Annotated in this window: 25 protein-coding genes and 2 pseudogenes; 12 read left to right on the top strand and 15 right to left on the bottom strand. The window is 43.1% G+C overall.

The features are described 5' to 3' along the window. Window positions 1–25: 25 nt before the first annotated feature. From DCC39_RS10370 to DCC39_RS10315, 12 genes are all read left to right on the top strand, one after another. Window positions 26–598, top strand: a complete 573-nt coding sequence (locus tag DCC39_RS10370) for an HNH endonuclease (RefSeq protein WP_116554826.1) — start codon at window positions 26–28, stop codon at window positions 596–598. Further along, window positions 526–3,348, top strand: a complete 2,823-nt coding sequence (locus DCC39_RS10365) for a toprim domain-containing protein (RefSeq protein WP_116554825.1) — start codon at window positions 526–528, stop codon at window positions 3,346–3,348. Before DCC39_RS10370 ends, DCC39_RS10365 begins: the two co-directional genes overlap by 73 nt. A gap of 10 nt (window positions 3,349–3,358) precedes the next feature. Beyond that, window positions 3,359–3,571 (top strand): hypothetical protein, encoded by a 213-nt coding sequence (locus DCC39_RS10360; protein WP_116554824.1) that lies wholly within the window; start codon window positions 3,359–3,361, stop codon window positions 3,569–3,571. Next, window positions 3,534–5,450, top strand: coding sequence for a DNA polymerase (locus DCC39_RS10355; protein ID WP_116554823.1), 1,917 nt, complete (start codon window positions 3,534–3,536; stop codon window positions 5,448–5,450). Before DCC39_RS10360 ends, DCC39_RS10355 begins: the two co-directional genes overlap by 38 nt. A gap of 11 nt (window positions 5,451–5,461) precedes the next feature. Continuing rightward, the gene (gene nrdJ, locus DCC39_RS10350; RefSeq protein ID WP_116554822.1) at window positions 5,462–7,819 is read left to right on the top strand and encodes a ribonucleoside-triphosphate reductase, adenosylcobalamin-dependent; all 2,358 of its coding nucleotides are present in this window, start codon (window positions 5,462–5,464) and stop codon (window positions 7,817–7,819) included. Further along, complete coding sequence (gene thyX, locus DCC39_RS10345) at window positions 7,804–8,499, top strand: FAD-dependent thymidylate synthase (protein ID WP_116554821.1); 696 nt, start codon at window positions 7,804–7,806, stop codon at window positions 8,497–8,499. Before nrdJ ends, thyX begins: the two co-directional genes overlap by 16 nt. Before the next feature lies 1 nt (window position 8,500). Continuing rightward, window positions 8,501–8,923, top strand: a complete 423-nt coding sequence (locus DCC39_RS10340) for a DNA N-6-adenine-methyltransferase (RefSeq protein WP_165820836.1) — start codon at window positions 8,501–8,503, stop codon at window positions 8,921–8,923. 109 nt (window positions 8,924–9,032) lie between these two features. Next, the gene (dut, locus tag DCC39_RS10335; protein WP_116554819.1) at window positions 9,033–9,461 is read left to right on the top strand and encodes a dUTP diphosphatase; all 429 of its coding nucleotides are present in this window, start codon (window positions 9,033–9,035) and stop codon (window positions 9,459–9,461) included. Beyond that, complete coding sequence (locus tag DCC39_RS10330; protein WP_116554818.1) at window positions 9,427–9,861, top strand: hypothetical protein; 435 nt, start codon at window positions 9,427–9,429, stop codon at window positions 9,859–9,861. The genes dut and DCC39_RS10330 overlap by 35 nt, the downstream gene beginning before the upstream one ends. A gap of 12 nt (window positions 9,862–9,873) precedes the next feature. Next, complete coding sequence (locus tag DCC39_RS10325; RefSeq protein ID WP_116554817.1) at window positions 9,874–10,080, top strand: hypothetical protein; 207 nt, start codon at window positions 9,874–9,876, stop codon at window positions 10,078–10,080. Window positions 10,081–10,091: 11 nt separating this feature from the next. Further along, entirely contained in the window at window positions 10,092–10,280 is a 189-nt protein-coding gene (locus DCC39_RS10320) for an FHA domain-containing protein (RefSeq protein WP_116554816.1), read from the top strand. Then, window positions 10,258–10,572, top strand: a complete 315-nt coding sequence (locus tag DCC39_RS10315; protein ID WP_116554815.1) for a nucleotide modification associated domain-containing protein — start codon at window positions 10,258–10,260, stop codon at window positions 10,570–10,572. Before DCC39_RS10320 ends, DCC39_RS10315 begins: the two co-directional genes overlap by 23 nt. Before the next feature lie 63 nt (window positions 10,573–10,635). Here the strand turns inward: DCC39_RS10315 and DCC39_RS10310 are convergent, their stop codons facing one another. The 15 genes and pseudogenes from DCC39_RS10310 to DCC39_RS10245 all read right to left on the bottom strand — a co-directional run bounded on the left by DCC39_RS10310 (window position 10,636) and on the right by DCC39_RS10245 (window position 23,339). Continuing rightward, window positions 10,636–13,800 carry a hypothetical protein gene (locus DCC39_RS10310; RefSeq protein ID WP_116554814.1) on the bottom strand — a complete coding sequence of 1,055 codons (3,165 nt, stop codon included), beginning with the start codon at window positions 13,798–13,800 and terminating at the stop codon, window positions 10,636–10,638. Window positions 13,801–13,817: 17 nt separating this feature from the next. After that, window positions 13,818–14,168 (bottom strand): annotated as a pseudogene (locus DCC39_RS19115) (transglycosylase SLT domain-containing protein); the annotation flags it as partial. A 30-nt stretch (window positions 14,169–14,198) separates the two neighbouring features. Further along, a pseudogene (locus DCC39_RS19435) lies at window positions 14,199–14,411 on the bottom strand (D-Ala-D-Ala carboxypeptidase family metallohydrolase); the annotation flags it as partial. Window positions 14,412–15,166: 755 nt separating this feature from the next. Then, on the bottom strand, window positions 15,167–16,546 hold the full coding sequence (locus DCC39_RS10300; RefSeq protein WP_116554812.1) for a hypothetical protein: 1,380 nt from the start codon (window positions 16,544–16,546) through the stop codon (window positions 15,167–15,169). Between the two features lie 12 nt (window positions 16,547–16,558). Then, window positions 16,559–17,506, bottom strand: coding sequence for an N-acetylmuramoyl-L-alanine amidase (locus tag DCC39_RS10295; RefSeq protein ID WP_116554811.1), 948 nt, complete (start codon window positions 17,504–17,506; stop codon window positions 16,559–16,561). 1 nt (window position 17,507) lies between these two features. Continuing rightward, on the bottom strand, window positions 17,508–17,747 hold the full coding sequence (locus DCC39_RS10290; RefSeq protein WP_116554810.1) for a hypothetical protein: 240 nt from the start codon (window positions 17,745–17,747) through the stop codon (window positions 17,508–17,510). Between the two features lie 2 nt (window positions 17,748–17,749). Then, window positions 17,750–17,965 (bottom strand): hypothetical protein, encoded by a 216-nt coding sequence (locus DCC39_RS10285; protein WP_116554809.1) that lies wholly within the window; start codon window positions 17,963–17,965, stop codon window positions 17,750–17,752. A 28-nt stretch (window positions 17,966–17,993) separates the two neighbouring features. Next, a complete protein-coding gene (locus tag DCC39_RS10280; protein WP_116554808.1) occupies window positions 17,994–18,194 on the bottom strand; it encodes a hypothetical protein in 201 nt (66 codons plus the stop codon). After that, window positions 18,176–19,930: a translocation/assembly module TamB domain-containing protein gene (locus tag DCC39_RS10275; protein WP_116554807.1), complete on the bottom strand. Its 1,755-nt coding sequence runs from the start codon at window positions 19,928–19,930 to the stop codon at window positions 18,176–18,178. Before DCC39_RS10275 ends, DCC39_RS10280 begins: the two co-directional genes overlap by 19 nt. Window positions 19,931–19,987: 57 nt before the next feature. Then, a complete protein-coding gene (locus DCC39_RS10270) occupies window positions 19,988–20,206 on the bottom strand; it encodes a hypothetical protein (RefSeq protein WP_116554806.1) in 219 nt (72 codons plus the stop codon). A 4-nt stretch (window positions 20,207–20,210) separates the two neighbouring features. Beyond that, window positions 20,211–21,404 (bottom strand): hypothetical protein, encoded by a 1,194-nt coding sequence (locus DCC39_RS10265; protein ID WP_116554805.1) that lies wholly within the window; start codon window positions 21,402–21,404, stop codon window positions 20,211–20,213. Window positions 21,405–21,415: 11 nt separating this feature from the next. Further along, window positions 21,416–21,796 carry a phage tail fiber protein gene (locus DCC39_RS10260; RefSeq protein ID WP_116554804.1) on the bottom strand — a complete coding sequence of 127 codons (381 nt, stop codon included), beginning with the start codon at window positions 21,794–21,796 and terminating at the stop codon, window positions 21,416–21,418. 11 nt (window positions 21,797–21,807) lie between these two features. After that, window positions 21,808–22,644 carry a hypothetical protein gene (locus DCC39_RS10255; protein ID WP_116554803.1) on the bottom strand — a complete coding sequence of 279 codons (837 nt, stop codon included), beginning with the start codon at window positions 22,642–22,644 and terminating at the stop codon, window positions 21,808–21,810. Then, entirely contained in the window at window positions 22,632–22,844 is a 213-nt protein-coding gene (locus tag DCC39_RS10250) for a hypothetical protein (protein WP_116554802.1), read from the bottom strand. The genes DCC39_RS10255 and DCC39_RS10250 overlap by 13 nt, the downstream gene beginning before the upstream one ends. Window positions 22,845–22,880: 36 nt before the next feature. Then, window positions 22,881–23,339: a hypothetical protein gene (locus DCC39_RS10245; RefSeq protein ID WP_116554801.1), complete on the bottom strand. Its 459-nt coding sequence runs from the start codon at window positions 23,337–23,339 to the stop codon at window positions 22,881–22,883.

Raw genomic sequence — 23,339 nt, 5'->3', positions numbered from 1 at the left:
TTATACTCTTTAAGGAGGCTAAATCTTGAAATTGATTACATTAACCCAGGGAAAAGCAGCCATCGTTGACAAGAGAGAGTACGAGCGGATTTCACAATATAACTGGCATTACCACAAAGGGTATGCTGCTAGGACCTCACGAGAAAATGGAAAGAAAAGAACGATTTATATGCACAGGGAGATTATGCAGACTCCTGAAGGCTTTGTTACCGATCATATTAACGGCAATCGCCTTGATAACAGAAAAAAGAATTTAAGAATCTGCACGAGAGCTGAAAACAATATGAACATGCGAAATTACAAATCAAGAAAGAAATCAAAGAAAGCTTCAAAATTTAAAGGCGTTTACTGGGTAGGCGGCATTCAAGCGAAATGGGTAGCTGAAATCCGGCACAACGGGAAACAAATTCATTTAGGGTACTTTTTTCATGAGATAGAAGCTGCTTATGCTTACGATCAAGCCGCATTAGAACTATTTGGCGAGTTCGCTTCTCCAAACTTTACAGCAGAGGATGGAAGTAAAAAATGTATGCTGACGACTTTAAAGCCCTCTTCCCAGACGGAGAGTGGGAAAACTCAGGAAATGATAATTATTTAATTAATTGCCCTTTCCACGATCATTTAGAATCAAAAACACTTGCGATAGATTTTAATTCGGGCCTGTGGGTTTGCAAAAACCCTGAATGCGGTGCATCTGGAAAAGGCGTGAAGCAATTAGAACAAAGAATGTACAGACAAGAAAGAATCGGAGCGTTTGAAGAACAAATCTCTATCGGTAGAAGTAAGCTTCAAAACGACAAAGAAATGCTAACATTCCTCCAGAACGAGCGAGGATTAAACGCAGAAACCGCTTATCGCTATAGCCTCGCTGTCTCTACTGAGCCAGTTAAAGATACATTAACAGGGGTAGTTACGTACAAAAAATATTTATTAATTCCCATTTTTGATCGTACTGGAAACATCGTTTCTGGAAGAAAATATTTACTTCCCCAGTATAGGGAAGACGGGGATACAAAAATCAAATTTACTTGGCCCAAGTCTCCGATCACACTTTACCCTGTTTCCTCTTTAAACAAAGGAACAATCGTCATAACCGAAGGCGAACTAGATGCACTTCTACTTAATCAATTAGGCATTCCTGCTGTCACTTCTACAGGAGGATCTTCAGCAGATTTCAAACCGTTTGCTTCCAGTTTTCAAGGGAAGACAGTCTACATTTGCTATGACAGTGACAATGCAGGAAAGACTGGAGCAGAAAAAGTAGCAAAAACGTTAATAAACCAACCTGATACGGTTGTTTACAATATAGATTTACAACTAGAAGATGGGGAAGACGTTACAGATTACTTCATCAAATATAAAAAGACAAAAGACGACTTTCTCATGCTGATGAAACATGCACAAAAAATCGAAACCCCAACGCCTCCAGAACTTCCAATGAGCCATATTGGAACAAAGCATATTAACAAACAGTATCTCGTTGAAGCACGGGTACTAGGAGAATCTGGCATCAGTAAATTCTTATGGAACCATCATAGTGTTCTTGAATGTAAAGGCTATGGACTTGAAGCATGTCATGACTGCCCTTTAAACGAAGCGAAGAAAGCTGTTGTTATCGAACCTAACGACCCATTAGTTATGGAACTAATTGAACAAACTCCACAAAAACAAAGGCAATTCATCGGCAGCATGGCGCATATTCCGTACATTACAAACACAAAGCGTTGCAACTTTTGGAAATTCAGCGATGAATCAAAGCAAGAAATTGCCGTTCCTATTTTTATCGAAAGCGCAGATGAAAACACCCCAGAAGCGAAAAGAGAACTAGCAGGGTACGTCACAACAGAAAAGGCAGCTTCAAGCATTAAGAGCGGACATAAAGCTCGGTTTTGGCTTACCCCCGTTCAAGAAACCCGCAACAACGGCCAACTTATGTTTATTGCAGAGGAGGCGATTCCGTTGCAAGATGACTTGGACACCTTCAAAATGACCGAAAAACTTCACGCGAGATTAAAAGTATTTCAAGGGAACCCGTTTCAAAAAATTCCTGAAATCACTTCATCGTTAAATAAAAGCATATACCGAATCCGTGGACGTGAAGACTTAGTGACCGCGTACGACCTTGTATACCATTCCGTCCTGGGAATCCCGAACCCGAATGCACCTAACCGTATCGTCAAAGGATGGGTAGAGCTTTTAGTCATTGGCGATCCTGGAGAAGGAAAATCACAGCTTGCAATGGAAATGCAGCGTTACTACGACTTAGGCGCAATCCAAGACGCAGCTACAGCAACGCCTGGAGGACTAACCGTTACAACCGTACAAATGGGTGGCAAATGGATATTCAGGGACGGACTCTTGCCTTTGAACGATAGAAGGCTCGTATTCATTGATGAATTTAACAAGCTTCACGCTGAAGATATGGGAAGGCTCAACACATCACGCTCCAGTGGATCGATTACAGCTTCATCTTCCGCTGGAACATACGAGAAAGACGCAAGAGTAAGGCTTGTTTGGATCACAAACCCTAGAGACGGACAGCGAATCAACATGGGAAGAGACGCTGGAGAATTCCCGATTAAAATGGTTCCCGAACTTTTCCCAGATAGAGGATCGCAAGACCGCCTAGACTTTGCTGTCCTCATTTTACAAGTCGACGACAAGCCTGAATTTACTTTCCCTCCAGCCGATAAAGAAGATCCTGTTTACACAAAAGAACTTTGCCGATCTCTTATTTTATGGGCTTGGACGAGAAGGCCAGATCAAATTAAATTCACGAAAGACGCTGTAAAAGAAATCAGGCTTATTTCAGATCAATTACGAAGAACGTATTGGCACGCTGATAGCGATATTGAGCTTATTAACTCCGGAGAGAGAACGACAGAACGGATCATGAGACTTTCCGCAGCCGCTGCTGCAAGAACGTACTCAACAGCGGACGGGGAGAACTTATTCATCACCCCAGAACACGTTCAATTTGTGAAACAGTTCCTTGAAAACCAATACGGAAAGATGGAGTACGGCGAGTATATACAGTCCATTCAAATGAGACAGAAAGCCAGAATCATTGAAGAAGCAGAAGAAACTCCTGACACAGAAAAAACAATTGAGCAAGTAGCAGAAGCCCAAGTATACCAACTTCTTATACAAGACCGTTTGTTTAAAGACATGTTAACTAGCGGTATGTACGACATCAGTCTTGAAAGAAAACTGGAAAACAGGAACGTTTTAGGCTGGCTTTACACGAAAGGATACGTTCGTACAGATGACGCTAGGCATTTCAAATTCACGAAGGCTTTCTACCAAGAATTGGAGCCTAGACTAGGCAACATTCCACAAACTTTCTAGGAGGGTTGAAATGAAAGTATTTAAAGGCGCACGTTTGAAATGGTTTGTCGTTACGGAAAATACGTCAGAGAAAAGAGAACTGTTCAAACTCATTGAAAAACGTGAGCCAAACGCCGTTTACTATTATCCGAATGGAGAAAGGCATGAACAATTTCTCGTAACATCTGAGGAGTGTGATTTAATCAATGAGCAATTACGTTCTAACTGCCAAAGAAGCTCTTGATGTTTTAGAAAAGTACCACACAGATAAGCCCAAATATGTGGCGATTGACACAGAGACAACAGGGCTACAGTGGGACACACATGAAGCGTTTCTCATTCAAGTAGGCTGGGGATGGGGCGATAACTATGCCTTCCCCGTACAATTTTCTCGGGAAGTTGCTGAGATTATAGAAGACCCTTCAAGCGAGAAAGTCCTGCATAATGCTAAATTTGACACTCACTTTTTAGAGAATCTAGGAATTAAAGTAGCTGGAAAAGTACATGATTCCCAAGTCATGGCGAGACTTCTTTTATCCGGTAACGAATCTATCGCCCTTGACGATCTTGCGACACATTTAATTGACCAGAAAGCTGGAGAAGCCGACAAAGCGTTAAGAAAATGGATGAAACAAGAGAAAACAAGAAGAAGTAAACAGCTTACAACCGAATTGAGAAAAGCAGGCTACACACGAAAAGCGTATGACAACTGGAAAAAAGAAAACATCCCTCTTCCTCCAGAAGTGTTAGAGATTGAAAAATCCGTTGACCTAAACGTCACATATGAAGACGTTCCGTTAGAAATTATGGAAAAATACGCCACTGGAGACGTAAGGCACACGCTAGCGTTGTTTAATAAATTTAGACCCATTATTAAAAGCAATAATCTAACGAACGCTTACGAGCGAGATATGCAAACCATTTCCTACGTCTACAACTGGGAAAGGCGAGGAATGTCTGTTGACTTGCCTTATCTAGAAGAAGGAATCGAGTACGGAGAGCTTAAACTCAAAGAACTGGAGCAAGAGATACACACCATAGCTGGAAGAGAACTTAACACGAACTCACCGAAACAAATTCTTGGAATCTTTCATGAACGTGGATTGCCCATCAAAGCAACAGACGAGGAAACATTAGAAGGAATTGCAGCCCAAGATCCATTAGCGTCGAAAATTGTCGAGTACCGCAAGCATGGAAAAATCGTTGGAACCTACTTTAAACCGATTTACGAAAGAGCGAAACGAACGGGAGGAACCATTCACGCCAACTTCAATGTTGCCGGGCCCGTAACAGGAAGATTTTCAAGTTCAGACCCGAACCTTCAAAATATTCCTAACCACAACTTAGGTGAAAAGCTGAATGTTAGAAGAGCGTTCATTCCCTCCAATGGCTATAGTTTTGTGTTTATGGACTATTCCCAGATGGAAGTTATTATCATGGCTGAATACAGCGGGGACGAAAACTTGATCCAAGCCATTTTAAATAAAGAAGATCTTCACACAAAGACAGCATTGTCCATCGATCCAAGAGCGAAAGAAGTTTACCTTCCCGGCGTTCCAAAGGACGAACAGCCGCCTGAGTTTCAAAAAATCAGAAGCATGGCAAAAGCGACAACGTTTGGGATTTTCTACGGCATCGGAGCCAGCACCCTTTCAAAGAATCTAAAGATCGACATTGAAACAGCAAGGCAATATATCCGAAACTTCTTTCTAACCTATCCTAGAATCGAAGCCTTTATGAGAGCCGTTCAAAACACTGCCCAACGCAGGCCAGGCAGATACGTGATCAATAAATTCGGAAGAGTGTACTGGGGAGTAGAAGGCAGGGAATACGCTCTTGCCAACTACCTTATCCAAGGCACAGGAGCCGATATGATTAAAACCGCAATTGACAGATGCGAGAAGCTGCTTCAAGGATACAAAAGCCGCATCGTCCTCATGGTACATGACGAACTTATCTTTGAAATTGCGGACGGGGAGCAGCACCTTATCCCGCTCTTGAAAGAACAGATGACTTACTTTCCAACGTTCAAGCTTCCTATTGAAGTAGGCATTGAATATTCTTCTACTTCATGGGCAGAACCTTTACCTTGGAGAGGTCAAGATAAAAAGCAAACCGCTTAGGAGGATTAAACATGCAATACATGAAATTATCTGATGAATTTTTGTCACAGTACAAAGGGAAGCAGCCGAAATGGGGGTTTGATGGACTAGGGTATATCATTTACTTAAGAACTTACGCACGCACAAAACAGGACGGCACACTCGAAGATTGGTGGGAAACCGTAAGACGTTTTACAGAAGGAAACTTTAATATTGAAGCACAAAGGCTTGTCAAGCTTGGCAAATTTACATTTTCAAAGAAAAGACAGCTTCGGCAAGAAATGGAACGCTTTTACCACATGGCTTTTAATCTCGTTATCCTTCCTCCAGGAAGAGGAATGTGGATGTCCGGCACAGAGTACGCCAATCGGGTAGGAGACGCAGAAAATAACTGCTGGTTTATCTCGATGCGCCCTCAAGCATACGGGAAAGTAAATCCCCTGGGAGTGAAATCAAATAAACCGCTGCCTAGTTTTCCAGCCGTTTTCACGTTTGATCAAGCAATGAAAGGCGGAGGCGTGGGCGATAATATACAAATCAAGAATACCGGATTAATGCCAGAGGTCAAAAACTCAACTGAACTTAAATTTTATGTAAATGCCCATCACGAAGATGTAGAAGAGTTGCTGGCTTTAAAATGCGGCGTTCATAAGAAGACGTTAGACCTTACCGGAAAACAAGTGCGTGACTTAGAGAGTTCGTTTGTCGTACCTGATTCACGCGAAGGATGGGCAAACGCTTTACGTATTGTTATTGACGCACATTTTGAAGGTAAGGATTCACTAGCCATTGACGTTTCCAAAGTACGCCCAAAAGGAGCCCCGATTAGAGGCTTTGGCGGAACAGCTTCTGGCCCAGCACCACTTGTTGAAATGTTAACGAAAGTTAACCGCATACTCAATAGAAGAGTCGGAAGAAAATTAACCCCGACAGAATGGGGGGACATTATTCAGCTTATCGGCACTTGTGTCGTAGCTGGGAACGTAAGAAGAACCGCCTTAATTCTTATCGGAGACCAAGACGACCAACAATTTATCCAATCAAAGAACTATGAACTGGAAGAGAATCAAGCTGCTTCCCAGTGGCGATGGGCAAGCAACAACAGCGTTGATATTTCATTTAATACCACGTCAATTCAGTTTAAGAAAATAGCTGAAAATATTTACTACAATGGGGAGCCTGGCGTTGTAAACGTTGCTCTCGCCAAGGATTACGGAAGAATCGCAGACGGCAAGCAGGAAGGGGTTGATGAAGAAGTAGAAGGCTTCAATCCTTGCGGAGAGGTCACACTGCCGAATGGAAGTCCTTGTAACTTGTTTGAAATCAATCTTCCTAGAATCCATGAACTCATTGAAGCTGGAGTGGAAACGGACTTCTTGTATGAAGAAGCAGCGTATATGGCTGCAAGGTACGCATACCGTGTGACTTTCCGTCCTTACGAATGGGAAGTAACAAGAGAGATTGTGGAACGTCATAGACGCTTAGGAATCGGCATTACAGGCATTACAGACTGGGTACTCATGAAGTTTGGAGACCGTGCGATCTTAGGCTTTAACGACAACGGCGATCCAATTTTTAACAAAGAAGTTACGAAGAGCCTGGACGCTCTTTACAACCACGTCAAAGAATCCAATATCGCTCAAGCGAAAGATCTAGGGGCGAATGAATCTATCAAACTTACAACCGTAAAGCCTTCTGGAACAGTATCAATCCTTATGGGAGTAAGCCCAGGGCAGCACTTCCATTGGTCAAAATACATGGTGAGACGAGTTCGCTTTGCCGCAAACGCTCCTTTAGTACCTGTTCTTGAAGAATGCGGCTATCCAAAAGAACAAGCAATTAAAGGTTTTGATGAAAAAGGAAACCCTGTTTATGACGAAAACACAGTCGTATTTTCCTTCCCAGTCAAAGCCCCGATCGCGGAACATGAGAAATTTCAATCTGCTGGAGACGTGCCTTTGCATGAGCAGGCAGCTATTCAAGCACTACTGCAAACATTTTGGAGCGACAACGCTGTAAGTGCGACATTATCATTCAAGAAAGCATTGCCTAAGCCTGTATACTTTTCAGACGGAACGCAGCTTCAAGATAAATTTGGCTACCCAGTTCTGGAGCCGAATCCTCGTGAAGAGAAACAAATTGTAGAAGAAATTGCAGACGTTTTAAACAGGTACTCAACTGTCCTTAAATCAACAAGCCTGCTTCCTCATGCAACAGAAACCTATCCGCAAATGCCATATGAGGAGATTTCGGAAGAAGAGTATAAGGAAATGGCTTCCAAAATAACCGCCAAGCCTTGGGAAGTTATGAACGGAACAATTCTTGCCGACCAGGAAAGCGAAGAAGATGTTATAGGGGAGTGTGAAGGTGGAGTATGTCCAATAAAATAACGGTTTTAGATAAAGGGTATGTCCGTTTGATTGAGCCAATGGGATCTGATTTGAGCGTAGTCAATGCTGCAAGAGTTTCTTTCGACAAAGAAAGCGGAAGGATAGACGACAGAGATAAGCGTCTCATTCAATTTTTGGCTAGGGAAGGGCATACCAGCCCCTTTCGCCACGCCTTCGCTTCTTTTGAAATATACGCGCCCCTGATGGTAGCTAGGCAATGGTTTAAATATATCGTCGGAAGCGATCACGCTATGGACGGATGGAACGAATCGAGCAGAAGGTATATTACTGAAGAACCGACATTCTATGTTCCTGGAAAAGAGGAGTGGCGTTCTGCTCCAGAAAACTCCAAACAAGGATCAGGAAAACCCGTTGACCCGTTAATTGGAAACATGCTTATGAACGAAATGGAAAATCACATTAGAAAGGGAGAAGCATTATATAACTTTGCCATTGAACAAGGTATATGCGCAGAGCAAGCACGCCTTTTCCTCCCTGCCTACAGTCTGTATGTTCGCTGGAGGTGGACAGCATCACTACAGAGCATTTGCCACTTCCTAAACGAGCGTTTAGCATCTGACGCACAGAACGAAATTACTCAATACGCCAAAGGGGTCTATGAATTAGTCGAACCACACTTCCCAGAATCCGTAAAAGCGTTGGTGAAGCAACATGAGTAAACTGGCGGTTCATTTCTCAAGCCGATCATCTGACTGGGAAACTCCACAAGACTTTTTTGACGAACTGGATAAAGAATTTAACTTCACCCTAGACCCGTGCGCCAGCCATACGAACGCAAAATGCGACAAATACTTTACCAAAGAGGACAACGGACTTTTGCAAGATTGGAGTGGGGAAACCGTTTTTATGAATCCCCCATACGGGAGAGAAATCAAAGACTGGGTAAGGAAAGCTTACGAAGAATCCCTTAAAGGTACGACAGTCGTATGCCTTCTTCCAGCTAGAACAGATACCCGTTGGTTTCACGACTATATTTACGGAAATGCAGCCATTCGATTTATCAAAGGAAGGCTGAAATTCGGAGGAGCAAAAAATTCAGCCCCCTTTCCAAGTATGGTCGTTATTTATGACAGGGGGAAATAAGTTGGCTCAAGCAATGGAATTCATTATTAAATTAATCATTGTTATAGCGATGGCTTGGTTTGTTTTGTACTCAACTTTTAAATTAGAAGATTAATAGGAGGAATGAAATATGAGCAAAGCTAGAAGATTACGAGTAAAAGCAAAACCCGAAGATTTCGAGAGGCAGCATGATGATGACGCAGGATTCGATTTAAGGGCAAAAGAAGAAGTGACATTGATTGAAGGAAAGCCAAAATTAGTCAAAACAAATGTCTTTGTTGAAATCCCGAAAAACCATGTCGGTCTTGTCATGATTCGTTCCAGCCTGGGAATGAAAGGAATCACGCTCGCTAACTCGGTAGGCGTAATTGACAGTGGTTACCGGGGAGAGGTTGGCCTGATTATGGTTTCGTTGTCTGGAAACCAGACCGTATTCGCTGGAGACAGAGTAGCGCAAATGCTAATCGTCCCGCTACAGCCAGTCAATGTGGAATACGTGAAACAGCTAAAAGGAAGTGAACGTGGTGAAGGCGGCTTCGGGAGTACAGGAAAATCATAAGCGAATCGTAGCGATTGATCCTGGGAAAAGCAACGGATTCGCATTTTTTGAGGGCGAAGAGCTTCATCTTTCAGGAGTTTTTATGAATATTCCGGAAGCGATAGAGAGAATGTTTTATTTAATAGATTATTACTCTCCAGATGAATTAGTGATTGAATCATTTAGGCTTTACCCGTGGAAAGCGAAACAGCAATTCTGGAGCGACTTTGAAACACCCGAAATCATTGGAGTATTAAAACACTGGGCATGGAATAGAGAACTTCCCGTAATCATGCAGCCTGCATCGAACAAGCAGCCTTTCCCAGATGAACGGCTCCGTAAAATGAACGTCTATGTTACGAACGGCCACGCAAGAGACGCAATACGGCACGGTCTGTATAGAGTACGTTTCGGAAAGTGAGGAGGGAATTACATGTCTTTATACCTTCATGACGCGCTTGAAAGAAGAATTGGAGGAAAGAAAGTTGAAGAAATACGTGTCGGACAGGGAATCATTACGTTAATCTTTGAAGGCGGTATCGAAGTTACTTTCGGCAAATTTAGACAAGAAAACCTAGAATTTAAAATTGAATACTATGAGAAAAAGAAAGTTGAATTTACCGTACCCAAAGATTACTGAGGAGGGTTAAAGTGGAAAAGCATTTAGTCATCACATGGGATCATGAGAACAAGAAGTTTGATGTAAATGCAGTTGGAAATCCGACATTTGTAGAAGCCGTCGGAGTGTTGGAATTAGCCAAAATCACGTTGTTTAACGATCAAACAACCCTTACAAAAGAAGAGGAGGAAACTGAAGATGTCGAGAAGAAAGCAGACTAAATATTTCCAAGATGCCGTAATGGATCATATTACTGAACTCGCTGACACACTGATTCGAAAACAAATTGATTACGGGCCGAACGCTATTTCACGATTTGGAATGGACGGAATCGTAATTCGTATATCAGATAAACTGGAACGGCTTATCAATCTAACGCAGCTTAAATCCGAGCCTGAAGTGGATGAAAGTGTTGAGGACACGTTAAGAGATATGGCTGGATACGCCATACTTGGACTAATGGTACTTGAAGGCAACTTTCCGCTACCGATCAAACAAAAAGAACAGGTATAATACCATTCGGAGCAAAAAACAAACCCCTTAAAAGCAATTTTAAGGGGTCAATTTTTACATAAATTACTGATTTTCCGCTAATTCAAGGATGTTTTTCTTCGTTTTTCGTTCGCCCATATCATCGAGCAACTGTCTAAACAAACGCACTTGTTCAGGAGTTAAGCCAAGTTCTTCTGCTTGATCAATCTCCGTTTTCGTATACACTGTTTCGCCTTTTCTCGTTAGCCTGCGTATTTCTCCTTGGAGTTGCTGGGCGTGTCGGTATGGAAGAGCTTCCTCCAACCAGTATTCTGGGTTATACTCCCCGAACATTCCGGCAAACCCTAACGGTTCTTTCGGATCGAACGGAGCTAAGTTACGTGCGATAAATGCGTCTTCCGGTCTAGCATCTTCAGGGTTCGGAGGGTTTACGACATCCGTTATTTCTCTTGAATCGGTTAATGAGCGATACAAGTTATACGGTAAACCGCTTTGCTGGAAGAGGTAATTAATAAATGCTTCACCGCTTACATTCTCTCCAGATAATTCAGCGTCTCTGTCTATCGGCTGCCCAGTAAAGAATTGCTTGTTTTGTGAGTATTCGATTGGGCCTCTTACGAACGGAGCCGTCTGCTGCATCATATATTTCAAGAAATCTTGAGGACTGCTTGCTCCTCGTAAAATCTCCATAATATCGTTCGCTGGAAGGGCGAATTGGTTAAGATACCTAGTATATCCTTCTTCCGTATTCCCTAAAGGAACCATCGCGGAATTAGCCAACCAATCAGGCATTTCTTCGATGTCAATTCCAGAAAACTCCGCACCTTCATCTTGAGCATGGGCTAGCCCTGTATACATTCCAGGACGAGTAATTAACGCCTCTAACTGGAGAGGGATATTTTTACGGCTCCACGTATAGAAAGGAATAACTCTTCGTAGCCATTTCTTTTCAAAGTTTGACAGCTCAGAGTAATCGAATAAATGTTTCTTTACGTTTAAGGCAGAAGCGTAAGGATCGCCTGTTTTTCTTAATTGATCCATAAATCCAGCAAGCCTTGCCACGTCCTCAGACGCTTCACCAAACTCTCTCACATGACCGAGCCTTGCAGCTTTTCTTAGTCCAGAACTTTTTCCAATCTCTTTTACAGACATAGAGCCTAAATCACCCATCCAGCCTGCATGAAGAAGATCATATTGATTTGCAAGCCTCAATATCTCTTCTCCAGATAAAGAATGACCGTTAGGTAAATCAATACGAATGCGGTTAATTGCTTCCATATTTTTATCAAGCCGTCTTGCTTTTCCAACTAAAATCATATCCGCAGCATTGATATAATCTCTTGGGTTTTTTACGCCCATTATCCAGTTATTCCATATTGACCCCAAGAAGTTACGAACGTGGAACCCAGGAGTCGCTGTTGCTGAAGTTTTGAATATCCGCATAGCAGTATCCCAAATTTCAACAAGATTATTTAAAGATCCGCCTGGTTTTGTGATATTGTTCCATTCCTGCAAAAACTTAGCGACATCGTTACTAATGGCGAAGTTTTCTAAGTCTTTACTAACTCCTTCCAGTTTCGTAAAGCCTGGATCTGGGATACTGTTTTTCTTTAAAGGACGTACATAATCAGTTCCCAATTTCTTGATGTTATCGACAAGCTTTTTATTTTGAATTAATGTTTCAGACGCAATTCTGCGAGTTGCAACAACTTGACCAATATTGTAGTTCACTTCAATATCCTTTAATCCAGGATTCGAGCGATTGAACATTTCGACAAACTTTTCCAACTCCTCTAATGTTTCCATCGTTCTTGCTTGTTGGAAAGTGCCGATTGACCGTAATTGGTTAGGCTGTGTAGAAGATAGCGTTCTCCTCGCTTCGTCTAATGCTCGTTTATCTCCAGAAAGAAGGTGAGAGAAGTAAAAGTCCCTTACTTTATCAGCGTCCATTACGCCAGCAGCTACTTCACGTTTCGCAATTTCGTCTAATTCTTTTTTAGCTAAGTTCATTGCAGCTTGAACTGAATTTCTTTGTTCTGATGGAAGGGAATGGAGTAATTGGCTTGTTCGGCTAGGATTTTCAATCGACATGGCAATTGCACGATGTAATTCCTCGTTACCTTTATACCTGCCTATCATCTGATCAATCTTTATTCCCGTTTGCACCCCAATTTTTGACCCAGCATTAATCTTCATTTGCCGTTGTCTGAACAAATTAGCGACATTACTAGGGAGATTATAAGAAGCGAACATATTCCTTACCGTGCTTCCCGTTCTTGAACCTAGCTGTCCGATTGAACGAATAATCGGGTTATTTGAAGTAGGCATTTTACGAAAAGCTTCCCCAGCTTTCCTGAAAGCAGGAGTAAGATCTGCGATCTGTTTTGAAACATTCGTAAAAGGAATACCGACTTCTAAATTAATTTGTCTTGGAAGGTTGGGAGCAACGTCTCCAAGTTCATAAATGGGCGATCTTCCATCCGTTCTAGCCCTTACTTTTACAGGCCTGCCCATTTCCCTTGCGACCGCAGCAATTCTAGGATCAGCAGTAGAAGAAGCCCCTCTCGAAGCAGGGCCTACTGCATGTTCAATAATCTTCTGTAACTCCTTCGATGAAGCTTTTTGACCGTGTTTAGCCAACGCTTTTTTGGCAGCCGTTTCTGTAGCCTTCGTACCAACGTTCTTGGCAAGCCCGACACCTAAGTAAGTTGTAGGGTCTAACACAACATCGGCTAAGAACCCTCCGACTCCTTTTGCGACCTTGTTTTTAACGCCAAGCTCGTCAAGAATATCGGAGCCTATTTTACGATCTTCTCCTGTAAAGCCTTTTTTAAGTGACTGGAGGGGTGATCTGTTTGTTCCTTTAATTGCGTCATGAACTAAAGTTGTGACGGCTCCTCCAGGTGCGCCTAAAGCGTTTAACAATTTCCCTACAAAACCCTGTCTGCCTTGAGAATCAGGCTCAGGAACCTTATGCCCCGATTTTTCCAAGCGTTCTTTTAATGTATCTAATCTCTTTTGAGTTTTAGAGCGATTATCAGTTGGTTTATCTTCTTGAAGAAGGGAGGAGGTAGGCGTGATTCCCATATCAATAAACGTATTTTCAATCAATTGTTTCCATTCTTTAGCGGAGAGAGGATCTTCCCCTAAGCGTCTAACGGTTATAGGCTGGAAAGAAGATTGAGGGGCTTGCATAGTTGAAGCAAGCCTCCTAATATTTGAAAAATCCGGTTGCCTAAGCTGTACCACTGGCTAAACCTCCTTTAATAGCCTCGATATTTCCCTCCAGCAGCCATACTTTTAATGCCTGGAACATTCGTAACCGTGCCATAGCGTGACTTAATATAATTAATCGCTGCGATGGCGTTATGCACTGGGTTATAAATATCGTCATAGCCTTTAATTTTATAACGGCTGAAAGTCGGATCAATCGTTTGCATAAGCCCTTTCGAAGGAGTACCTCGTTTAGCGTTGCTATCCCATTTGTTAATCGCTCTAGGGTTTCCAGACGACTCTTTCATAGCGATTGTTCGTAAATGGGGGAGCCATGACATCGGAACTCCTGTAATTCTAATTGCTTGTGTCAGCCAATCATCAACTTTCCCTCCAGAACCTCCGCTGCTTGGAGCTTTCCAAGAAACATGAACATGGTCATAGTGTCCTGGAACTTGCCACAATACTTGGTCAAACAATCCACTGCTCTTGGCCCACTTAGCAAACTGATCCATTGCTTTTTTCGATCCAGAAAAGTCATAAGCCAAACCTTGCATATGCTTCGATTTCTTAGAACCTCCGACCGCAGCGTTTTTCTTAGGATCCCGATATCCGCTCGTTAATCTTAGTCCCAACTGGGAAGCCATTTGATGCGCTTGGATTGCTGCATCTGATAATTTGACTCCTTGCGTCGCTAACCCAGGTAAATTCTGTGCGTATCTTTGCTGCTCTTCTGTAAGCATTTTTTGATATCCCATTTGTTCTTGGAGTAAACGTCCTTCTTGCTGCTGAATGAGCGCATTGTACTCCAACTGAGCTTCGTTAAGCAGACGTTCTGCATCTTGAACCCTTCCCTGGAAAAGAGATTCCTGTGCTTGATTTATATAAGTTTGATAACGTTTTGTCGCTTCAGCCCCTTGCTGGACAGCCAACTCTCTTTGAGGCCCAAACACTTGAGACAGCAATTGATTCAAATAGTTTCCTTCCATTTGCCCTTGCTGCCCAATAAGTTCCTGAAGACCTTGTGCCTGCTGCTGGAGAGGGGCTTGGCCTGCCTGTAATATATTCATTAGCCCGACCCCAGAAGAAGCTACCCCTCTTTTAGCCTCCTGCTGTCTAACTTGGCTTGCCGTTTGTTTTAAATTTTGCTGGAACCACTGGGGGAGAAGGGAACGATTTCTTTGAATAGCATTTAATTGCTGCGTTCTTTGTTGATCCAGTATTCTCCTTGTTCCTTGAAGTGCTTCTCTTTGAGGAGCGGTAGCAGTCGCTGCTTCTTGTCGAGAACGATCCCTGAAATTTCGTAAATCCTGATTAGGAAGAGTGAAATCAGTTAATTTGCGTATCGTATTTTGCAACGGATTTAAACTAGGCATTAATTCTTTATAACTAGGCAATTAAATCACCGCCTTATATTTCTCATTGCTGCTGAAGCCAAGGAACCAGGATTTAACGCAAAAGGAATAGTTCTAATTAAATTCCAAGCCACGTTTGAAGCTATGTTACCAATCGTAGGAGTCTTTGTTTTTCCAACCTTATCGTAGAATCCTTTCGGAACTACAGAAGCTGGAGTCGTAATATAAGGCGCAGAATAGTTGGGGTTCTTCCAGTTTGGTCCAAGATCCTTAATATAGTTCTCCAATTGGTTGTATCCTTCTTGTCCGATTGCGTCAATAATTGTTCCACGGTTTTGCTGGAGAAGAGATAAAGCGTCTGAACGATTTTCGACACTTGGTCCGGTTAAATAATTCGTCCATTGACTTAAATTACTTTGCGCTAAATTCGCTTCGTCAATCTGAGCTTGCTGCATATTTTGTTGAAACAATTGTTCCATAAATCTATTGTAGTTTTCCGTGCTTTGCGATTGGTATTGATTATAAGCAGCGGCAGATTCCTGCTGAAATCTAGCAGCATTGGATCTTGCTCCAGATTCCATCTGGGAGATTCCTTGCAGGAACTGTTGCTGTGCTTGTTGAGCGGCTCTAAATTGCTGAACGGCTTGGTCTTTTAAGGCGTTGTAATTTTCTTTCGTCATATTCTTCTTATTCTTTTCAATTGACTTTAATAAATTTTGCGCCTCTTTCTGCTGCATCTGCAAAGCACCTAACACTTGTTCACGTGTATTTACATAGTCCGTGTGCATTGCTTTTGTTAAAGGGGCTGCCTGCTGCCTTGCCTGGGAAGCTAACTTAACCGCAACGCCTGAACGAATCCCTCCTTGCTGGCTTTGCGCTTCTTGAATCGCTTCTCTAACTGTTCTATTAACGCTATCGACCATTTGCTCTTGAGAATCTCGATAAGAAGAATCTATATCTTTTCTAGCTTGAGGAATCAAGCTTTTGAATGCGTTGATTTGACTTCTTAGAGCTTCAATTTGAGGATTTGTCAACAACTCAGTTTGCGTCTTAGCCCGTTCCTGAAGCTGTTTTTCATTCATGTTTGGTTTTGCGTTCATAAGCTTATTAATCAGTTTCAATGTATCGTTCGGCATGAAATAAGAAGCGTCAAATGTCGGGATATCTCGGAATTTTGGAACCATAGGCGTATACGTTATCGGAGGGGAAACAGAACTTAAAGGAAGCGTGTTCGGCGCGCCAGATGTTGATGATTTAGGAGCCGATTTAACAGTTGTTGCGGTCTTTTTAGGCGTGATCTTTTTCGTCCTAGCCTGATTCGATAAAGACTTTAACGTATCAAGCCTTGAAGTAGGCTTAGGACTAGGTCTCATGACAGTCGGATAACGCGCGCCCTGTATTCGATCTCTTAACGCAGCTAAACTCACGATTTTACCTCCTTATCCAAACATTTTCATCCAAGTTTTCGGCCCTACAATTCCGTCTACTTGTAACTTGTTCTTTAATTGATACTTTCTTACAGCCAACTCAGAATTTTTTCCGTATAGTCCGTCTACAAGTACTCCGGTTTTACGCTGAACAATTTTAACCGATTTTCCCTTCATAAGGGGTTTTTTAACCGAGATAAGATAGCCAGGATATTTTACCATTGTAGTGAACGCTTTCTTTGTATCAGGCCCGATAATTCCGTCAACGCTTATTCCAGCGTCTAACTGGAAGAGGCGTAGAGCTGCCTCAGTGTTAGGGCCGAAAATTCCGTCCACTTTCCCAGGATTGTAGCCCATTTTCTTGAGTCTATTTTGATACGACTTAACCTCCGAACCTTTGCTCCCGACTCTAATTAAGCCGCTGGACTTGGGGGTGGAGGTATCTTTGGTTTTTTCCTTGGCTGGAGCAGAATATTTAACCCCTTGAACCAGTGCAATAAATTCATCCCAATTAGCTCCTTTTCTTAGATTTCTAGGACAGTTCTTTCCAGACCATTTATTATGCTGGACGACATTACTAATTGGAATATTAATCTCTTTCATCAAGTACCGTACGAGCCATGCTGCATGAATCTTAGCTTTGCCATAGTCCCCGTCACGGTTTACGCAGATTTCTATATGAACGGACTTGCGGTTCCCCGTACCATTCCTTCCGTCACCGCCAGCCCAGGCTGCTTCGTTCGTTGGAATGCTTTGATAAATAATCGGCTTATCATCGACCTGGAAGTGCCAGGAGGCTTGCCTTCGGTTCCCGTTTTCCTGGAGACGGGCATGGGCGAGAGCGTTTGCTCCGACATTTGGATTATCCGTTTCATGTACCGTGATATATTCAGGCTTCATTGAAAAACCGGGGCGAGTGAATGTATTCGACTTTGGGATAAAAGCTTGAATAATCTTCATGTTATTCCTCCTCCTTCAGAACAACATTTTTTGTGCCGCTGTAGACGCCGACCGCTGATGCTCCGGCAGCTAGGCCAAGAACAACCCCTTGAGCCGTCATTCCGTAAGCGCACACCCCTAAAACAACGCCGATAATGAGAGCGAGAATAGGGGAGAAGCGGCTTGGCGATCCTACTTTCTTAGCAACTTCTACAAGCGCAATGCATAGGGCGACCGCACCGACACCATATAATTCAAACATCGTTAGTCTCCTCCCATAAACTTTTTAACTTCCTGTAAATCAATACTCCTGTCTTTAGCAAACACAGTAGCTAGTGTTATCACCGCTTTCGTATTCTGGTTTATTTGTTCACATAACGTATCAACGCGTTTTGACAGCTGGAACGTCGTCCACCATACGAAGAAAACCGCCAAGGCTGATGGGAAACCGAGCTTTGTTACTGCTTCCACTAAATCCACGGAATCACCCCTATACGCAATTGACTACTCACTTATTTTTAGAAGGTTTATCTCTTTCCTCCAGCTTTTTCTTCAATTCCTTATTTTCTTCATCTAACTTCATTATAACATTTTCATAGTCTTTTAGCTGAGACTGGAGGAGGGCTTTTTCTTTTGATAGCTTTGCTACATCTTCAGACATCGAAGCGATCAAGGCATCGACATTAACATTTATTTTTTGTGGTTGCACGAACAACACTCCTTAACCAATTTTTGTTCCAACGCTGCAATTTTTGAAGACAGCTCCTGAATCGCCTTCCAGCTCCAAGTATTCATCAAATATTGCTCAACGCCGTCTCCGTCAATGATGCCTTCGGGAGTACTGAATCCTTTTCCGATAACTAATCCTTGCCTGTTTCTAGCAATGCCTTGCTCAAGCTCGGTTTTTAATTGGTACTCATAAATTGTCGCAGAGTTGATTAAGTCAAGCGCACTTTCTTCCCATACGGTAATGTTCTCCTTATACTCCACCAAAGAACCTGTTGGAAAAGAGCTTGCACGGAAGGGCATGTAAGCAGTGCCTGCATTATTTATACATCTGCCTTCCAAGCCCGTATACAAAACAATATTTTGGTTAGGAGGGGCTATAACGCCAGATGTCCGAATCCTTTCATAATGGTAGCTATCTGCGTGGCCATCCCCCGGGATATCGTCATAACTGACCACGCGGGCTTCATATCCGCGTAAAGGGGCTAAATAAACATTCGCAACGTTTGTGCCGACGGCATTTGTCTCAACCATTATGTGGTTCAGACTGTACGTTCGACGACCGTTATTAAACTTGATTCCTTGAGGGTCAAGTGTCATAACTCCGCCACTATGAGATTCAAACCTTCCGCCAATGACCCTCCCGCCAACAAGGTCGCCTACAAAGGTTCCGCTTGCGCCGTTTAGCTGCCCAATGAAATTGCCGTCTACCGCATCAAGAGTTCCAGTAAATACGCCATCTACAGCCTGGAGAGTGCCTGCAAAAGTCCCGCTGGCAGCACGTAGTTCTCCCGTAAAACTGCCTCCTGCCGCCTGCAAGTCGCCTGAAAAGGTTCCCGAAGCTGCCAACAGATTACCTGAAAAACTGCCGCTAGCAGCGAGCAATTCCCCAGTAAACGTCCCGGAAGCTGCCAACAGGTTGCCCGTGAAAGAGCCGTTCGCGGCCTGTAGCGTACCGGTAAATGTGCCGTCCACTCCTTGAAGACTGCCCGTAAAGATCCCATCAGCCGCTACCAGTGTCCCGTCAAGATGGAGATTTCCAGACGTATCGGCATATAATTTTGCTTTCCACGGGTCATTCACACTAGAACGGGTCTGAATCGCGATACCTACAGTTGCGTTCACAACCGTTTCTACTAATTCGTCGTCACGTAATGCGAGAAAGCCGTCGGATTTTGTAATACTCACGCCGTTATAGCGGTCAGTCTGTAATACGGATTGCTCAATGTTTACCGGAGAGTGGTACTCTAAATTATGGTCAAATTTGATGAAAGCCGTCGTGTAGTCGTTAGGCTTAAAAACATATTCAAAGCGTTCTACATTAAATAGGGTATCCGTAATTGTCTTAGATTCCGTTTGACCAGCAAAACGCATACGTCCCTGCGCGTATGATGTAGCTTCAGTGAAAGAGTTTGTAAAGCCGACTTCCCGTAAAACGCTTTTTATAATTGAATTTATAAAGGTTTCTGAACGCGCGTTTCCAGATCGGGAAACAATCGAACGGATGCTTGTTTCTGTTATAGTATTGGACTCTACTAATCCGCGGACTTCAAAGCGTCCAACAGCTTCAGTATCCGTTTGCGTTACCGACACTACTGTATTTGCTTGCCGTGAATCCCCGACAGCTAGGGTGAATGTAAAGGTTTCTGATATTACGAAACCTTGCACCCGGTTAATCCCATTTCCATTATAAGGCGTGTTATATTTTTTCGGGTACAAGAGAACACCACCTTTCTAGGGGAGAGAGTGCTGTACATTTTGATCCTTGATATCGCGTTAATTTTCTTCTGATAACCGCTGCTCAATCGCTTGAATCATATCATCTTCATCTACTTCAAATGCTAATTCTTCTTTTTTGAATCTAAAGTATTTCTTTTCGTTGTTTACTAAAGCAGTTATACGTCTGCCGTAATAATGCTCTTCTACCGCTCTTGTTGGTTTCCCAACCTCCGGGTTTTTGAACTGAATCTTGCTTGTTTCTATAAAAATTTCCATCAAATTAAGCCTCCTTCATTTCTGATACTTCTATAATTTCGTTAACGCTAAACATGCGGGACTCTCCGTTCCATGATTCTCCTATTTCACGTTCCACGCCTTTGATGCTCCATTCTTGTACAGATTGATGGTCGTCATTTCGTGTTCCTATTACAAGGACGTTGTATTCGCCTTCATACTGACAATGTATTTCTAATTGTTCTGTTTCTTCATTTAGTACACCGTAGCCGTTTCCGAAATGGCCTTGCGGCGTGACAAAAACTTGTACGTCTTTGTTTAGCCACACGAAATAGTCAGGGAGTTCAATAATTGCTTTATCGTTGTCCTTCGTTGCTACAACTTTCCAGCGGTATAACGTGTCTCCCGCTGTTGGACTTTCTACTGCTCCGTGTCTTATGACGTGTGTTTCTCTTTTTTCTGGCTTTGGGTGAGGCATCTCAAAATTTTTTGTTCCCTGAACGGTAAACCTTCCCGGAACTACCCATGAGTACACTTCATTTTCTGACCCCAACATACCTTCGCCAACCGCTTCTGCGCCAGCTCCAATTGCCGCGCTATGCCTTCCCCAAGCTACAGCCCCTTCGCCAATTACGACGTTTGCCGATCCGACGGCAAATGCATCATTTCCTATTATCACATTATCTGGCTCTGTGGCGTAAGCTTCTCTGCCAATTATAATACATCCATTTTGGGCATCCGCGAAACTGCCTATAGCTATTGAATAACTTCCTGATACTTGTGCCGCACGACCTATTCTTACAGTGTCTGCGTTTTCGTTAAACCCACTAATCACACCATTGGAAGTTATTTTAATTGTATTTCCATCAACCCTTACATGTCCTAGTGTAGACATTGTTGCTTTTTCCGCCTTATGCAAATCAAGTGCATTTGATACATTCCGCACGTCTGTTTCATCCGCTAGCTCTTGATACGTCCCAGCGGTAAAGCTGTTCTCGATTTTTACGCCGGCCGCATGGCTTGCCGCGCTTGTATTTTCCTTAGCACGCTCAACTGTCCACGTCGTCCCGTTTACTGCGGTGACCTCGACGATCTCCATATTTCCGAGCGGATCAATTGTTGCGCGAAACGGGACGGCTGGGAAGGAAGAAGAGTCTATGACAGTTAAAGTCGTTTGAGAAGCGTTTATAGATTCCGCAAGTGTCGTCTCAGCGTCATTAGCTGCCTGTAATCTTGGCATAAATATACCTCCTACTGGCCATCGTTTAAGATAATCGTATAATTTTGTTCATCTAAGAAAAATTGAGTATTCGCTTTAACCTCAAAACTGTCATTCAACTGATCCGAGTCCAGTAAATTCCCCGAAGTTTTAGCATCATAAATAGCCAAATAATCGACCGTACCCCAGTCGGAGCTAGCGATAGGAAATTCGACACTGCCGTTATTTTGAGCCTTAACACTTCCCGAACTCTCTACAGGTTCACCAAACGAAATGCTTTGCCGTTCGTACTCACTGGCTGAAACCTCTGATCCGCCGTTTCTTGGATCGCCGTTGTATAAGGCAAGGTAAAGTGAACCACTCCGAAACAAATGATTGAGCGTTTCCTTTTTTGCGTACACTGAAAAAGGCATCATTCATCCTCCTAAACTGCAATTTTGCGCCGAACTAATACGTCGGCAGTCTTACTAGCCATGAAATCTGTAATAAGCATATTCCCCTGTCTGCCGTCCTCGGCTGAACCTAAATAGATTTCATCCCCCAAGGAAACATCTAAAGATTGGCTGCCTACCTTGTCACCGTTGATATAGGCAGTAACAGCTCCTTTTTTCCATGTAAAGCCTAAATCTACAGCATGTTCTAACCTAACCGTACCGCCCTTGATTCCAGAAAAACTCCATTGATTTCCTTGAATTTCAACGAATAAATTTCCTGCCGTCAAAGCCCGCAAACCATTAGCGATTTGCCGTGAAGAAACCGACACTACCAATGCCCCTTCATCTGTAGAGAGGACGGAGGAGGGGATTGTCAACCATTCAGGCGCGCGTGCGCCGTCCCCAGCTTCAATTAAGATACCGTTTCCTATGAAACGCGGCTCATTCTTTTGGACAACAGTTCCGTCCGGTAGCGTCGCGGTAGAGTTTCGGGTAAATAGGGCCTTCTCAGAGCGTTTGGTAAAGCTCCACTCGAACGACTGATCTTTTGCGGCTTGTTCAGCTTCACTAGAAACCTTCACAGCAAAATTTTTGAGAAAGTCCCTCTGCTCGATAATGGTTTGATTCGTTTGATCAATGTTTGCCTGAACCCCATCGAGCTGCTGAGTCGCGGCATTGAGCCTTTCTTTTATTTGCTCAATCTTCTCCGCGTTATCAATTGCCTGCTGCTCCAAATCCTGGCGGACTTGCTCGATATACTGCTCCGCTTGCTTAATGCGCTCTTCAGCCTCAGCTAATTCTTGTTCGGCTTTTTCTATTTGCGCCAATTTGCTGGCCGTTCTCCGTCTAGGTAACGCTCCATATAGTCTTTATGGTCCTCAAACTCTCGAACACGCCGCCCAAAATCCTGGCGAACTCCGGAAACCTCGGCCTGAATTTTTCTAAAGTTGTTGTTTATTTGAGCCAAAGAACTTTGTGAAGTAATGGTTGTCAGATTAATTGGAACGCTCTGCGCATCATTGCCCAAATTCAACCCTCCTTCATACGCTAATGTCTAGGTAATTTAAGCCATTGAACCGATATACACAGCAAGCCACGGAATACTTACTCTCTCACGGTCTGTTGCATACGTGCTATGGAAATAAAGAGTAAAGCCAGTTCTGGAAGGACTCATATAAGAAATATGAAAGTTATGCGGCTGGGAACCGCTTTTACCGAACATAATATAAGGCGTACCTGGAAAGGATCTGGGGAAGTTAATCTCCCTGCTGTACGTTGTTTTCGTTGGAATATTTTCAAGAACTTCAATCCCTGACTGAAATCTTTGGGTGAAGTTGTCTAGCGTCACATTACCGCCGTTTATGTCTTTCGTCGTAATTTCCGCTCCTGTAATCGTTCCGATGTTATCGGATCCTAAGTTTCCGTTAACAACGTTTACAATCGCATTAAAGTTAGCCATGACTTGTGAAGCGTCTGCTACTGTTCCATTTACTAAGTGGTGGGGAAGTGAAATCTGCGCCAA

This window comes from Pueribacillus theae, assembly GCF_003097615.1.
Lineage (GTDB): Bacteria > Bacillota > Bacilli > Bacillales > UBA6769 > Pueribacillus > Pueribacillus theae.
This window is presented reverse-complemented; position numbering and strand designations above follow the sequence as displayed.

Coding starts and splice junctions, on each gene's coding strand:
- DCC39_RS10325 (WP_116554817.1), top strand. CDS start 9,874: ATGTCTTTATACCTTCATGACGCGCTTGAAAGAAGAATTGGAGGAAAG.
- DCC39_RS10295 (WP_116554811.1), bottom strand. CDS start 17,506: ATGAAGATTATTCAAGCTTTTATCCCAAAGTCGAATACATTCACTCGC.
- DCC39_RS10270 (WP_116554806.1), bottom strand. CDS start 20,206: ATGGAAATTTTTATAGAAACAAGCAAGATTCAGTTCAAAAACCCGGAG.
- DCC39_RS10355 (WP_116554823.1), top strand. CDS start 3,534: ATGAGCAATTACGTTCTAACTGCCAAAGAAGCTCTTGATGTTTTAGAA.
- DCC39_RS10290 (WP_116554810.1), bottom strand. CDS start 17,747: ATGTTTGAATTATATGGTGTCGGTGCGGTCGCCCTATGCATTGCGCTT.
- DCC39_RS10315 (WP_116554815.1), top strand. CDS start 10,258: ATGTCGAGAAGAAAGCAGACTAAATATTTCCAAGATGCCGTAATGGAT.
- DCC39_RS10365 (WP_116554825.1), top strand. CDS start 526: ATGTATGCTGACGACTTTAAAGCCCTCTTCCCAGACGGAGAGTGGGAA.
- DCC39_RS10360 (WP_116554824.1), top strand. CDS start 3,359: ATGAAAGTATTTAAAGGCGCACGTTTGAAATGGTTTGTCGTTACGGAA.
- DCC39_RS10265 (WP_116554805.1), bottom strand. CDS start 21,404: ATGCCAAGATTACAGGCAGCTAATGACGCTGAGACGACACTTGCGGAA.
- thyX (WP_116554821.1), top strand. CDS start 7,804: ATGTCCAATAAAATAACGGTTTTAGATAAAGGGTATGTCCGTTTGATT.
- nrdJ (WP_116554822.1), top strand. CDS start 5,462: ATGCAATACATGAAATTATCTGATGAATTTTTGTCACAGTACAAAGGG.
- DCC39_RS10260 (WP_116554804.1), bottom strand. CDS start 21,796: ATGCCTTTTTCAGTGTACGCAAAAAAGGAAACGCTCAATCATTTGTTT.
- dut (WP_116554819.1), top strand. CDS start 9,033: ATGAGCAAAGCTAGAAGATTACGAGTAAAAGCAAAACCCGAAGATTTC.